A 12,888-nucleotide genomic window follows, 5' to 3' on the forward strand; every position below is an offset into this window, starting at 1 on the left:
GATCGGCTTCTGCCGGCATTTGTCGTCACCTTGCCTTTCATTCGGCTTTGGCATCCCTATATCCGCGTCGCCTGTTCGGGATCATTCATGCTTAGAGTTGCCATTGCGGTCATGCTTTTGTTCGGCGCCCCGCCTGCCCAGGCCACCGAAGCCGGCTGGGCACTGCTGCGCAACGGCGGCCATGTCGTGCTGCTGCGCAACGCCATGACCACCGGCACCGTCGAGCCGCCGAACTTCGACATCGAGAAATGCGCGACCCAGCTCAATCTGTCCGACCGCGGCCGCCAGCAGGCGCGCAAGATCGGCGCGTTGTTCGCCGCCCGCGCTGCCCCTGTCGAAAAGGTGTTGGCCAGCCGATTCTGCCGGACGCTGGAGACCGCCCGACTCGCCTTCGACGACCAGGTGGTCGAACCATTGGCGACCCTCGACAAGCCCACGGAGGCTACCGCCGAGGTCGATGTCGCCGCTGTCCTCGACATCATCCGCAACTATTCCGGCTCGGACAATCTCGTGCTTGTGACCCACCTGGAGAACATCCAGGCGCTGACCGGAGCGTCTGCGCGCGAGGGCGAAGCGCTGATTGTCGGCCTGCAAGGAGAAAGGCTGCATGTGCTCGGCCGCATCGTCTTCTAGCAAAGCGCTTGCCCTGCCTTCCCTTGCGTCCAAAGCCGGAAGCGTCAACCAAAGCGCAGGATTTGGCCTTTTCCTGTCTGAAAAAACCGATTAGACAGCCCCTCAAAACTATGCGCGCAGAATCTGTCCCGGATTCATGACCGCCCTCATCAAAGGAAAAAACGTGTCCACGACATTCGAGAAAGTCGCCAAGATCATTGCCGAAACCAGCGAGATCGACATCGACACCATCACGCCCGAGAGCCACACCATCGACGACCTGGGCATCGACAGCCTCGACTTCCTCGACATCGTCTTTGCCATCGACAAGGAATTCGGCATCAAGGTGCCGCTCGAGAAGTGGACGCAGGAAGTCAACGACGGCAAGGCTTCGACCGACGAATACTTCGTCATGAAGAACCTCTGCGCCAAGATCGACGCGCTCGTCGCCGCCAAGAACGCCTGAGCACGCTGAAGCCAACCATGGTCAACCGCGACGTCGTCATATCGGGAATCGGCCTTGTCTCCTCGCTCGGAGAGGGCGGTGACGCCCACTGGGACAAGATGACCGCGCCCGGCGTGGCACCGGTCACCGACGCCGAGCGCTTCCATCCCTATGTCGTGCACCCCCTGCCCGAGATCGACTGGGGCCAGCAGATCGCCAAGCGCGGCGACCAGCGGCAGATGGAGACCTGGCAGCGGCTCGGCACCTATACGGCGGGCATGGCGCTCGACGACGCCGGCATCAAGGGCAATGACGAGCTCAGCGCGACCATGGACATGGTTGTGGCGGCCGGTGGCGGCGAACGTGACGAAGCGGTCGACGCCGGCGTGCTGGCGGCATCGGAAAACCGCGCCGACCACGATGTGCTTCTCAACGAGAAGCTGACCACGGAACTCCGGCCTACCCTTTTCCTGGCCCAGCTTTCCAACCTTCTCGCCGGCAACATCTCGATCGTCCACAAAGTCACCGGCTCTTCGCGCACCTTCATGGGCGAAGAAGGCGCCGGCGTCGCCGCCATCGAAACCGCGGCGGCCCGCATCCGCTCGGGACAGTCGACGCATGTGCTTGTCGGCGGCGCCTTCCAGACCGAGCATCCAGACATGCTGCTCGGCTACGAACTCGGCGGCTATCTGCACCGGGGACCGTGGAAGCCGGTATGGCACAGGCGCGGCTCGGAAGGCGGCGGCGTGGTCACCGGCTCGGGCGGCGCGTTCCTCGTGCTGGAATCGCGCGAACATGCCGAAGCGCGCGGCCAGAAGATCTATGCCCAGCTCGGCCCGGTCGTTTCAGGTCGCGCCAGGCGCCGCAATGGCGGGCTAGAAGCAGGCATCGCCGAGTTGCTTTCCAAAGCGGAACTCCCCTCGGGCGAGTTGCTGGCGATCTCGGGCGCCTCGGGCGCGCATGCCGCCACAGCCGCTGAGAAGGCGGCGTTCGAGGCCAATCCGGCGATTGCAACCCGCGCCCTTTCGTCGCTCACGGGGCACATGAAGGAAGCGCAGTTTCCGTTCGCGGTGGCGCTTGCAGCGCTCGCCGTCAGCCGCGGTGCCGGTTATCCGGCCTTCGAGGCTGGCGAGAAAACATTTGCCGGAAAGCCCGCATCCGTGCTGGCAACTGCGGTCGGCTATCACCAATTCGAAGGCCTGGCGCTCGTTTCCGCGCCGCGCTGAAGGGTGTCAGGACAAAACATGGCCAATCTGAAGGATCATCTCGGCAGACCCGTCGTCGCCGTCACCGGCATCGGCGTCGTCACCTCGCTCGGCGTCGGCAAGGCCGAAAACTGGGCAGCGCTGACTTCCGGCAAGTCGGGCATCCACCCCATCACCCGCTTTCCCGTCGATCTCCTCAACACCCAGATTTCGGGCATGATCGACTTCCTGCCGTCGAGCACCAAAGGCTCCAGCGCCCTCACCTACGAACTGGCGGAGACGGCGGCAAAGGAAGCAGTGGCCGAAGCCGGACTGGACAATCAGGATTTCGATGGCCCGCTGTTCCTGGCCTCGCCCCCGGTCGAGCTCGACTGGGCTGACCGCCTCGCGCTCTATGCCGGCGACAAGGAAGGTGCGGGCTACGAGCGCCTGCTCAAGGTGGCGCGCAGCCAGAATTCGCTCGACATGTTCGAAACAGCGCAGTTCGGCTCCATCGCCGACCGCCTTGCCGACCTTTTCGGCACGCGCGGCCTGCCGATCACGCTCTCGACCGCCTGCGCTTCAGGTGCGACCGCAATCCAGCTTGGCGTCGAAGCCATCCGCCGCGGCGAATGCGATCGCGCGCTGTCGGTCGGCGCCGACGGCTCCGCAACCGCCGAGGCGCTGATCCGCTTCTCGCTGCTTTCCGCGCTTTCGACCAACAATGACGTGCCTGAAAAGGCGTCCAAGCCCTTCTCCAAGGACCGCGACGGCTTCGTGCTGGCAGAAGGCTCGGCAGCGCTCGTGCTCGAATCGCTCGAAAGCGCGCTCGCCCGCGGCGCCGAGGTGCTCGGCATCCTGCGCGGCTGCGGCGAAAAGTCTGACGACTTCCACCGCACCCGCTCCAAGCCGGACGGCTCGCCCGCCATCGGCGCGGTCAAGGCCGCCCTCGCCGACGCAGGCCTCGGCGAACACGAGATCGACTACGTCAACGCCCACGGCACCTCGACGCCCGAAAACGACAAGATGGAACATCTGTCGCTGTCGACAGTGTTCGGCGAGCGCATCCGCAAGATCCCGGTGTCTTCGAACAAGTCGATGATCGGCCACACGCTGTCGGCAGCCGGTGCCATCGAAGCGGCCTTCTCGCTGATGACCATGCGCGAAGGCGTCATTCCGCCAACCATCAACTACGACAATCCCGATCCTTCGATCGAGCTCGACGTCGTGCCCAATGTGAAGCGGAAAGCCGAAGTTCGCACCGTGCTTTCCAACTCCTTCGGCTTCGGCGGCCAGAACACCTGCCTTGTCATGGCGCGGGAACCGGTCTAAGCGACCGTCTCAACGTTCCAGAGACAAGGATTTAGCGACATCATGCGCGCATTGCAGCTCGTCGAGGACCGCCGGCTCGAGCAGGTGGACATCGCTCCGCCGCCGCCACCCGGCCTCGGCGAAGTCACGCTCCGCATCAAGGCCGTCGCGCTCAACCACATCGACGTATGGGGCTGGCGCGGCATGGCCTTTGCCAAGCGCAAGATGCCGCTGGTCATCGGCGCCGAAGCCTCGGGCGAGGTTGACGAGGTCGGCCCCGGTGTCACCGGTCTCGCGCCCGGCCAGCTGGTGTCGATCTACGGCGCCCGCACCTGCGGCCTCTGCCGCCCCTGCCGCGAGGGTCGCGACAACCTCTGCGAGCATGTCTCGGGCGTGCACGGCTTCCACCTCGACGGCTTCGCCCAGGAAAAGATCAACCTGCCGGCACGCCTGCTCGTCCCCGCCCCTCCCGGCGTCGACGCCATCGGTGCTGCCGTCGCTCCGGTAACCTTCGGTACCGTCGAGCACATGCTGTTCGACAACGCCAAACTCGAACCGGGCGAGACGATCCTGATCCATGCCGGCGGCTCGGGCATCGGTTCGGCGGCGATCCAGCTCGCCAAGAAGATGGGCTGCACCGTCATCACCACAGTCGGCTCGAACGACAAGATCGAGAAGGCCAAGGCTCTCGGCGCCGATCATGTCATCAACTACCGCGAGGACCGCTTTGAAGGCGTGGTGCGCAAGCTGACCAGGAAGAAGGGCGTCGACGTCGTCTTCGAGCATGTCGGCAAGGACACCTGGGCCGGCTCCATGTTCAGCCTGAAGCGTGGCGGCCGCCTCGTCACCTGCGGTTCGACGTCAGGCGTTTCCACCGACATGAACCTGATGATGCTGTTCCAGCAGCAGCTGAAGATCCTCGGCTCCTTCGGCTGCCGCATGGAAAACATGGCCGACGCCATGCAGAAGATGGCCGCCGGGCTGGTCAAGCCGATCATCGACACCGAGGTGGACTTCACCTCCATCGACACCGCACTGAAGCGGATGGAAGGTCGCGACGTGTTCGGCAAGATCATCCTCCGTATCGACTGAGGATCTGCCGGAATTGCCCCGCAAGAAGGCCAGCAAGATACCCAACCCCACGATTGTTCGGATCATGGGGCGCCTGCGCATGCTGAACTACTGGCTGGTGGCACAGGTCGCGCTTGTGGTGCTCAAGCTGCTGCGGCTGTTTCCGGTCGACAAGGCGCTCAATTTCGCCGACCGCGCGGCCCGCACCGTCGGCCCCTGGTTCGGCCGCCATCGGGTAGCGCTGTCCAACCTGCGCAATGCCTATCCTGAAAAGAGCGAAGCCGAGATCGAAGCCATCGCCCTCGACATGTGGGGCAACATGGGCCGGCTCGGCGCCGAGTACATTTTTCTTGAAAAGATCTTCGATTTCGATCCGGAGGCGACCACGCCCGGCCGCATCGAGGTGGCGGGCGTCGAGCATTTCGCCGAGATCGCGGGCGAGCAGAAGCCGCACATCGTCTTCACCGCACATCTCGGCAATTTCGAGCTCTTGCCCGTTGCTGCGGCGACCTTCGGCATGAAGATCACGGCGCTGTTCAGGCCGCCGAACAATCCGTATCTCGCCGAGTACATCCTCTCGACACGCACCTCGAACATGGGTGACCTGCTTGCCTCGCAGCGCGGCGCCTCATTCGCGCTGGCCGGCATCCTCGATCGCGGCGGCAACGTCGGGGTGCTCGTCGACCAGAAGTTCAATCGTGGCCTGCGGACAACCTTCTTTGGTCGCGAATGCGAAACCAACCCGGTGCTCGCCATGCTCGCGCGCCACTATGAATGCGATGTCTATCCCGCCCATTGCGTCCGGCTTCCGGGCAACCGCTACCGGCTGTCCGTAGAGGAAAAGCTGACGCTGCCGCGGCTGGCTGACGGCGCTGTCGACGTACAGGCGACGACCCAGATGCTCAACGACACCGTCGAGCGCTGGATTCGCGAGGACCCCGGGCAGTGGATGTGGTTCCACAAGCGCTGGTCTCTTTACGGAGGCAAGCGCCGGAAGGTCAACAAGACCAGCAAGACGACTGCCGACTCCTGAGCCGACGCGCTATCCGCCGTAATAATTCATGACGGCGTGACGAGCCTCGGCGAAGAACAGCCAGCGTTCGACGGCGAGGCCGAGGGCATAGAGCAGCACCGCCAGCATGGCAGCGATCACCGCAACCGCACCGCCGCCGGCAACAATGGCCACGATCAGCAACACGATCGGCATCGCACCGCCTGCAAGAATGGCCAGGCGCGACAGCTTGAGCGCGTGCTTGCGGGCGACCTTGAAGCCCATTTCACGGGTCAGGTAGTTGTCGTTGATATGCGGTCGCTCGAACAGCCTGACCCGGCCGATGTTGCCGAGCCCGGTGGCGCTCTCCGGCGTCGACAGGGGAGCAAGGGCCCGCAGGCGTGTCCACCACTGGTGCTTGGCAAGCCACGACGCCACGACAAACAGGGCGGCGATGACGGCGCACACCGTGCCGCCGGCGCCGGATGCATATCCCGCGACGGAAGCGAGCAGGAAGCCACCGGCTCCGGCAAACAGCAAGTAGCAAAGCGGTGTAAAGCCGGTATTCCAGGCCTGGATCGAGCGCAACGAGGCATAGATCATCGCCGTGCAGTAGACGGTGATCCCGCACATGGCCGCGCCAACCAGGCCGGCGACCGGCTGGTAGCCCCCCTCCACGACCGCAAACCACGCTGAGATCGTCAGAGGCACGAATGTCAGGATCGCCATCACGCCTTCGCGCGACAGCCAGCTCGACCACCATTGCGACAGGGCTCGCCAGGCGCGCTGCGGATTGCCGAGATGCAGCGTCGACGACAGCAGCCCACCGGCTATCATCGCCAACGCAGCCAGATGCGCGACCTTCACCGACAGGCCCGAAGCGTCGAGCAGTCCTAGCCCCAGAACGGCCGCAAGGCCGTAGCCGAGCCCGGAAAGCGTGGTGAACAGAATGATGGAAGGTGCAGGATGCATATTTCAGATTCGGTCCAGCATGCCGTCGAGCCAGGCAAAGAAGCCTTTGGCGCCATCGGTGTTCTCGGCAAGCACGGCAGCGCCGGCGCTCGCGGCGAGCGGCTTGCGCGCCCGCGGCGGCAGATATTTGTTGGTCGGGCGCGTACCCTGTTCCGGCATCAGGTCGAAGCCGCCGCGTTCGGCCACCATGCGCGACACCTCCGAACCGGGATCGGCGAGGTCGCCGAAATGGCGGGCATTGGCAGGACATGTGCGCACGCATGACGGCACGCGGTCGACCTCCTTCAGCGTCTCGTTGTAGATGCGGTCGACGCAGAGCGTGCACTTCTTCATCACGCCTGCGGCAAGGTCCATCTCGCGCGCGCCATAGGCGCAGGACCAGGCGCACAGCCCGCAGCCGATGCATTTGCTTTCGTCGACGAGCACGATGCCATCTTCGGCACGCTTGTAGGAAGCACCCGTCGGGCACACCGTGACACACGGAGCGTCCTCGCAATGCAGGCAGGACTTTGGGAAGTGCACGATGCGGGCTTCGCCGGCCTCGCCGATCACTTGGCCGCCCTCGGGCACCACCTCGAAGGTGTGGATGCGGTTGAGGAAGGTGCCGGACACATCAGCCCCATACGGGTCCTGGTCCGACAGCGCCGCGCCGTAACCGCCGGTGTTCCATTCCTTGCAACTGATGACACAGGCATGGCAGCCGACACAGACGTCGAGGTCGATGACCAGACCCAGCTTCCTCGGCGTTGGCACTGACGGCAAAAGAGTCATTTCGCCCACTCCTGGCCGTAGCGCAATTCGTCCACATGCGGCCGCTCGCCGCCCGGCTGCGCCAGGGCAGAAAAATGCGGTTCGCTGACCTCGGCGCGGTCGGCCTTCTCGATCCGCACCCTGAGGTCGTACCAGGCTGCCTGGCCGGTAATCGGATCGGAATTCGACCAGCGCATGCCATCGCCTTTCGGCGGCAGAAGTTCATGGATCAAGTGGTTCATCAGGAAGCCTTTTTTGGCTTCCGGCGCGTCCTTGTCGAGCGCCCAGGCACCCTCCCGCTTGCCGATCGCGTTCCAGGTCCAGATCGTACTGGAGTTGACCGCCTCCATCCGAGCGGCCTCGACCTTGATGCGTCCGTGATGCGAAATAACCCAGACCCAATCGCCGTCGACAAGTCCGATCTCGTCGCAGATGGCGGCGGGCACGTAGAGCGGGTTCCGGGTGTGGATCTGCCTCAGCCATGCATTCATCGAGCCCCAGGAGTGATACATCGCCGCCGGCCGCTGGGTGATGGCGTGATAGGGATAGTCCTCGCGGCTGACGGCGGCCTCCTCGAACGGCCGGTACCAAACCGGCAATGGATCGAAGGCCGCGAGGATGCGCTCGCGATGCGTCTCGGGTGCTACCGGTTCGCGCAGGCCCTCAGCCGAGAGGCGGAATTTCTGCAGTGTTTCCTGGTAGAGCTGGAAGGTCACCGGCTTCGGCTCGTCGAAGAAGCCCATGCGCACGGCAAAGTCCTGGTAGGCCTTGTTGGCATGCTTGAAGAACTGCGCTTCGAGCGGAATATGGGCCGAAAAGAACGAGCCGTTCTCGATGTAGCGATCGAGTTGCTCGGGATTGATTGCCCCTCGCCCGGCCCGGTCGCCATTGCTGCCGCGGAACCCGGCCAGCGGGCCGATGCCGGGCCGCCGCTCGTGGCGCACGATGTAGTCGGCATAGTCCTTGTAGAGCGCCTTGCCGCGGCTATCGACGAAACCCGGCAGCTTGAGCCGCGAGCCGAGGTCGAGAAGAACGGTCTGGAAGCCGCGCACGTCGCGGTCGGGCTCGACCACCGGCCAGCGAATCGCATCCTGCACCGCATCCGGCTCGGAGATCGGCCGGTCGAGCAGCGAGATGCAATCGTGGCGTTCGAGATAGGTCGTGTCGGGCAGCACGAGGTCGGCATAGGCGACCATCTCGGAGGAATAGGCGTCCGAATAGATGATCTTCGGGATGCGGTACTCGCCGGTCGCAGGATCCTTGTCCTCCAGCATCTTGATGACGCCGGCCGTGTTCATCGACGAATTCCAGGCCATGTTGGCCATATAGAGAAACATCAGATCGATCGGATAAGGGTCGCCGGCATGCGCATTGGCGATCACCATGTGCATCAGCCCGTGGGCAGAGATCGGCGCATCCCACGAGAATGCCTTGTCGATGCGCATTGGCCGGCCCTGCGCATCGATGAGCAGGTCTTCCGGCCCCCTGGGAAAGCCGAGATGCGGGCCCGACAACGGCTTGTTGGAGCCAAAATGCTCGGCCTTGCCGTGCGGCGTCGGATGCGCCTCGATCGGCTTGGGATAAGGCGGCTCGAAGCGGAAAGCGCCGGGGCAGTCGACCGCACCGATGAGCACCTGCAGCATGTGCAGCGCCCGCGCCGTCTGGAAGCCATTGGAGTGGGCCGACAGCCCGCGCATGGCATGGAACGACACCGGACGGCCGATAAACGCCTCGTGGCGTTCGCCATTCATGTCGGTCCAGGGCTGGTCTATGGAAATCGCCTCGTCGAAGGCGACGCGCGCGATCTCGGCGGCAAGGCCACGTATCACCTCGGCCGAAACGCCGGTCTCCCGGGCAACCGCTTCCGGCGCATATTGCGGATCGAGATATTTTTCGGCGAGCAATTGAAACGAGGGCACGGCATAACGGCCATCCGGCAGCTCGACGCGGCCGGAAAGGGCTGCCCGCGCTCCCTTGGTGCCCAGCGGCACGACGTGCTCGGTGACCGTCTCGAAGACCTGCGGCTTGCCGTTGTCGTCGCGCACGAAAAGTCCATGCTCGGCCGTCCCGGGCGCGTCGACCACCAGCCATGTTGCGTTGGAATAGCGCACGATGTAGTCGACATCGATCTTCCGCGACTTGAGCAGTTCGTGCACGACCGCAAGGATCAGCAGGCCGTCGGTGCCGGGGCGGATGCCGATCCAGTTGTCGGCGACGGCGGAGTAGCCCGTGCGCACCGGATTGACCGAGACAAAGCGCGCGCCGCGCTTCTTGAGCTTCGAGATGCCAATCTTGATCGGATTGGAATCGTGGTCCTCGGCGACCCCGAACATGACAAACAGCTTGGTTCGGTCCCAGTCGGGCGCACCGAACTCCCAGAACGCCCCGCCAATGGTCATGATGCCGGCGGCGGCCATGTTGACCGAGCAGAAGCCGCCATGAGCGGCATAGTTGGGGGTGCCGAACTGCTGCGCCCAGAACCCGGTCAGAGACTGTGATTGGTCGCGGCCTGTGAAGAAGGCCAGCTTCTTCGGATCGTCCTGCCTGACGCCGTCCAGCCAGCCGGTCGCCAGGGCCAGGGCCTCGTCCCAGGAAATCTCCTTGAATTCGCCGGAACCGCGCGGACCGGTCCTCAGCAGCGGAGCACGCAGCCGCGCCGGCGCATAATGCTGCATGATGCCGGCCGACCCCTTGGCACACAGCACCCCCCGATTAACCGGATGGTCGCGGTTGCCCTCGATGTAACGGACCTTGCCGTCCTTCAGATGGACGTCGATGCCGCAACGGCAGGCGCACATGTAGCAGGTGGTCTTGCGGACCTCGTCGGAGACGGGTTCCGAAAGCGCTAGATGCGGTTCTGATTTCATCCGGCGGCCTCCCCTGAAGAAGAGTCCTAGCGAGGCGGTCGCCGAAAGGAAATGCTTGAAAATGGCTCTCTACGGCAAAATTTGTCTATTTGCCGATCAGAACTTAGATCGAGCGGCTCATGTTGTGCCGGAAATGAAAAAGCCGGGGAGCCCCCACTCCCCGGCCTTTTCGCAGGCACGTCACCCCAAAGCTCGATTGACGGCACATTAGCACCGACGTGATCGGTGGCAATTCTTGAGCCCCTCGGTCGAGGGCAAATTCCGGTTTTTGACTGCGGCATGAAGCAATTCTGCAACAGAAATGCCGATATCGGGGCAAATGGTACGTATGTTTCCGCCTGGAAGACCTAGTTTGTCACCACGATTCTCGTGTTGCCTGCCCCGACTTCCTTGACCAGGGCATAGAACCTTGCAGCGTTGGATGTCTGCAATCGGACGCAACCGTGCGAGGCCGGCCGGCCGAGTTGCCTGACCGCGCCAGTGCCATGGATGGCGTAGCCGCCATTGTAGAAGACCGAATAAGGCATCGGTGAATTGTCATATTTCTGCGAGTACCACATGCGATGCAGGCGCTTGGGCCGCCAACTGCCACGCGGCGTGACATATCCCCTGCGCGCCGTCGAAACCGGCCATCTGTGGATCACCCGTCCGTCCATGCTGACCGTCATGGTCTGGCTCGAGACATTGACCCTGGCGACAAGAACATCGGCCAATGCCTGCGCCGGAAATCCGGCAAGGGCCAAAGTAGCGGCCATGAAGAGAGCCTTGTACATTGTTCGCACACTCCCCTGTCGGCAGTTTTTTCCCTGCCTGCACCAATAGGGGACCATGAAAAACTCTACGGTTGGTAAATTGAGCGCATAGGATGAGCCCGGCGTCTTCGGTGCCGACCACAGGTAGCATTTGCGCTTCTTGCCGGCGTTCAGGTGGCCCAAACCAGCTCCCGTCGTCGCCCCTTCTGGCCCAGTTGACTCGCCCATGCATGGGCATAGGCTCGCCCGTGCAGCTGGAGCAACGTTCCATCGTGCTCCAGCCGGATAACGTGCGGCCAACAGCGGACCGTCGCCCGGAGGATCTCAAAAATGCAATCATCCCAATATTTTAACGGTATGAGCAGGCGCAACCTGCTGTCGTTGATCGGCCTGTCGGCGGGCACGGCGGCGATGTACCAGGCCATGACCAGCCTCGGCCTGGCCGTTGAATCCGGCTACAAGGGACCGGTCAAGCTGGAGGGCGATCCGAAGGGCGCCACCGTGCTCATCCTGGGCGCTGGCCTCGCCGGCATGACCGCCGCCCTCGAGCTGCGGCAGGCTGGCTACAAGGTCAAGATCCTCGAATACAACAACAGGTCGGGAGGCCGTAACTGGACGCTGCGCGGCGGCGACAGCTACACCGAGCTTGGCGGCGCGACGCAGAAATGCGAATTCGACGAAGGCCTCTACATCAACCCCGGCCCGTGGCGCATTCCCTACCACCACAACGGGCTCCTGGCCTATTGCCGCCGCCTCGGCGTCACGCTCGAGCCGTTTCAGCAGCTCAACCACAATGCCTTCCTGCATTCGTCCAAGGCCTTTGGCGGCAAGCCCCAGCGCGTGCGCGACATCAAGATCGACTTCCAGGGCCATGTCTCGGAATTGCTGGCCAAGGTCGCCCACACCGGCAAACTCGAAGGCGGCGTCACCAAGGAAGACCAGGAGATGCTGGTCGAAGCGCTGCGCTCGTGGGGGGCGCTCGACAAGGACTATGCCTACACCAAGAGCGTCGCCAACTCCGAGTTCCGCGGCTTTGCCAAGGATCCCGGCGGCGGCCTCGGCGCGGCGCCAGTGCCCAGCGACCCGATCGCGCTGACCGACATCCTGAGTTCGGGCCTGTGGGGCAGCCTCGCCAACTTCGCGCTCTACGAATTCCAGACGACCATGTTCCAGCCGGTTGGCGGCATCGACATGATCGGCAAGGCCTTCACCAAGGAGGTCGGCGATCTCATCACCTACAACGCCAAGGTCTCCAAGATCCATCAGGACGAAAAGGGCGTGACCGTCACCTATGAGGACGTGCAAAAGCCCGGCACGACGGCCGAGGAAAAGGCCGACTGGTGTATCTGCACGATTCCGCTTACCATCCTCAGCCAGATCGAAATCAATGTCGGCGCGCCGATGCAGGCAGCCATCGAGGCGGTGCCTTATGCCTCCTCGGTCAAGGTTGGCCTGCAATTCAAGCGCCGCTTCTGGGAGCAGGACGACCTGATCTTCGGCGGTGTCAGCTACACCGACCTGCCGATCACCCAGATTTCCTATCCAAGCACCAGCTTCAACACCGATGGCAAGGGCGTATTGCTCGGCGCCTACACCTGGAATGGGCCGCATTCCTACGAATTCACCTCGATGGCGCCGGAGGAACGCGTCAAGCGCGCGGTCGAATACGGCGCGATGATCCATCCGCAATACAAGGACGAGTTCGAGAACGGCATCTCGATGGCCTGGCACCGGTCGCCCTTCACGCTCGGCTGCGCCGGCGACTGGACCGAGGAAGCGCGCAAGCAGCACTACGACAACCTGTGCCAGATCGACGGACGCATCGTGCTGGCCGGCGAGCACGCCTCCTACATCCCGGCGTGGATGGAAGGCGCGATCCTGTCGTCGCTCGATGCCATCACCAGGCTGCATCAACGTGTCGTCGCGGGATGAC

11 protein-coding genes are annotated in these 12,888 nt (G+C 63.6%); 7 read left to right on the forward strand and 4 right to left on the reverse strand.

Annotation, left to right across the window (positions count from 1 at the left end):
* Positions 1-87 precede the first annotated feature (87 nt).
* The 6 genes from ASC75_RS00350 to ASC75_RS00375 all read left to right on the forward strand — a co-directional run bounded on the left by ASC75_RS00350 (position 88) and on the right by ASC75_RS00375 (position 5,656).
* Complete coding sequence (locus tag ASC75_RS00350) at positions 88-633, forward strand: histidine phosphatase family protein (protein WP_055969055.1); 546 nt, start codon at positions 88-90, stop codon at positions 631-633.
* Positions 634-769: 136 nt separating this feature from the next.
* Complete coding sequence (locus ASC75_RS00355; RefSeq protein ID WP_183260656.1) at positions 770-1,078, forward strand: acyl carrier protein; 309 nt, start codon at positions 770-772, stop codon at positions 1,076-1,078.
* Between the two features lie 17 nt (positions 1,079-1,095).
* Entirely contained in the window at positions 1,096-2,283 is a 1,188-nt protein-coding gene (locus ASC75_RS00360) for a beta-ketoacyl-ACP synthase (RefSeq protein ID WP_055969058.1), read from the forward strand.
* A gap of 18 nt (positions 2,284-2,301) precedes the next feature.
* Positions 2,302-3,573, forward strand: coding sequence for a beta-ketoacyl-ACP synthase (locus ASC75_RS00365; protein ID WP_055969062.1), 1,272 nt, complete (start codon positions 2,302-2,304; stop codon positions 3,571-3,573).
* Between the two features lie 42 nt (positions 3,574-3,615).
* Complete coding sequence (locus ASC75_RS00370) at positions 3,616-4,644, forward strand: zinc-binding dehydrogenase (protein WP_055969065.1); 1,029 nt, start codon at positions 3,616-3,618, stop codon at positions 4,642-4,644.
* A gap of 64 nt (positions 4,645-4,708) precedes the next feature.
* Positions 4,709-5,656, forward strand: coding sequence for a lipid A biosynthesis lauroyl acyltransferase (locus ASC75_RS00375; RefSeq protein ID WP_055970582.1), 948 nt, complete (start codon positions 4,709-4,711; stop codon positions 5,654-5,656).
* A 9-nt stretch (positions 5,657-5,665) separates the two neighbouring features.
* On the opposite strand, the gene ASC75_RS00380 is transcribed toward ASC75_RS00375, so the two are convergent.
* From ASC75_RS00380 to ASC75_RS00395, 4 genes are all read right to left on the reverse strand, one after another.
* Positions 5,666-6,586: a DmsC/YnfH family molybdoenzyme membrane anchor subunit gene (locus ASC75_RS00380; protein WP_055969068.1), complete on the reverse strand. Its 921-nt coding sequence runs from the start codon at positions 6,584-6,586 to the stop codon at positions 5,666-5,668.
* 3 nt (positions 6,587-6,589) lie between these two features.
* Positions 6,590-7,357, reverse strand: a complete 768-nt coding sequence (locus tag ASC75_RS00385; protein WP_055969071.1) for a 4Fe-4S dicluster domain-containing protein — start codon at positions 7,355-7,357, stop codon at positions 6,590-6,592.
* Positions 7,354-10,203 (reverse strand): molybdopterin oxidoreductase family protein, encoded by a 2,850-nt coding sequence (locus tag ASC75_RS00390; protein ID WP_055969074.1) that lies wholly within the window; start codon positions 10,201-10,203, stop codon positions 7,354-7,356. Before ASC75_RS00390 ends, ASC75_RS00385 begins: the two co-directional genes overlap by 4 nt.
* A 347-nt stretch (positions 10,204-10,550) precedes the next feature.
* Positions 10,551-10,976, reverse strand: a complete 426-nt coding sequence (locus ASC75_RS00395; RefSeq protein WP_055969077.1) for a L,D-transpeptidase — start codon at positions 10,974-10,976, stop codon at positions 10,551-10,553.
* Positions 10,977-11,285: 309 nt separating this feature from the next.
* On the opposite strand from ASC75_RS00395, the gene ASC75_RS00400 reads away from it, so the two are divergent.
* On the forward strand, positions 11,286-12,887 hold the full coding sequence (locus ASC75_RS00400) for a flavin monoamine oxidase family protein (protein WP_244487720.1): 1,602 nt from the start codon (positions 11,286-11,288) through the stop codon (positions 12,885-12,887).
* The last annotated feature ends 1 nt before the right edge of the window (position 12,888 follow it).

This window comes from Aminobacter sp. DSM 101952 (assembly GCF_001424795.1).
In the GTDB taxonomy this organism is placed as follows: domain Bacteria; phylum Pseudomonadota; class Alphaproteobacteria; order Rhizobiales; family Rhizobiaceae; genus Aminobacter; species Aminobacter aganoensis.

Bases quoted from the DNA above. Each gene is read 5' to 3' on its own strand.
- ASC75_RS00350 (WP_055969055.1), top strand. From the start codon at position 88: ATGCTTAGAGTTGCCATTGCGGTCATGCTTTTGTTCGGCGCCCCGCCT.
- ASC75_RS00355 (WP_183260656.1), top strand. From the start codon at position 770: ATGACCGCCCTCATCAAAGGAAAAAACGTGTCCACGACATTCGAGAAA.
- ASC75_RS00360 (WP_055969058.1), top strand. From the start codon at position 1,096: ATGGTCAACCGCGACGTCGTCATATCGGGAATCGGCCTTGTCTCCTCG.
- ASC75_RS00365 (WP_055969062.1), top strand. From the start codon at position 2,302: ATGGCCAATCTGAAGGATCATCTCGGCAGACCCGTCGTCGCCGTCACC.
- ASC75_RS00370 (WP_055969065.1), top strand. From the start codon at position 3,616: ATGCGCGCATTGCAGCTCGTCGAGGACCGCCGGCTCGAGCAGGTGGAC.
- ASC75_RS00375 (WP_055970582.1), top strand. From the start codon at position 4,709: ATGGGGCGCCTGCGCATGCTGAACTACTGGCTGGTGGCACAGGTCGCG.
- ASC75_RS00380 (WP_055969068.1), bottom strand. From the start codon at position 6,586: ATGCATCCTGCACCTTCCATCATTCTGTTCACCACGCTTTCCGGGCTC.
- ASC75_RS00385 (WP_055969071.1), bottom strand. From the start codon at position 7,357: ATGACTCTTTTGCCGTCAGTGCCAACGCCGAGGAAGCTGGGTCTGGTC.
- ASC75_RS00390 (WP_055969074.1), bottom strand. From the start codon at position 10,203: ATGAAATCAGAACCGCATCTAGCGCTTTCGGAACCCGTCTCCGACGAG.
- ASC75_RS00395 (WP_055969077.1), bottom strand. From the start codon at position 10,976: ATGTACAAGGCTCTCTTCATGGCCGCTACTTTGGCCCTTGCCGGATTT.
- ASC75_RS00400 (WP_244487720.1), top strand. From the start codon at position 11,286: ATGCAATCATCCCAATATTTTAACGGTATGAGCAGGCGCAACCTGCTG.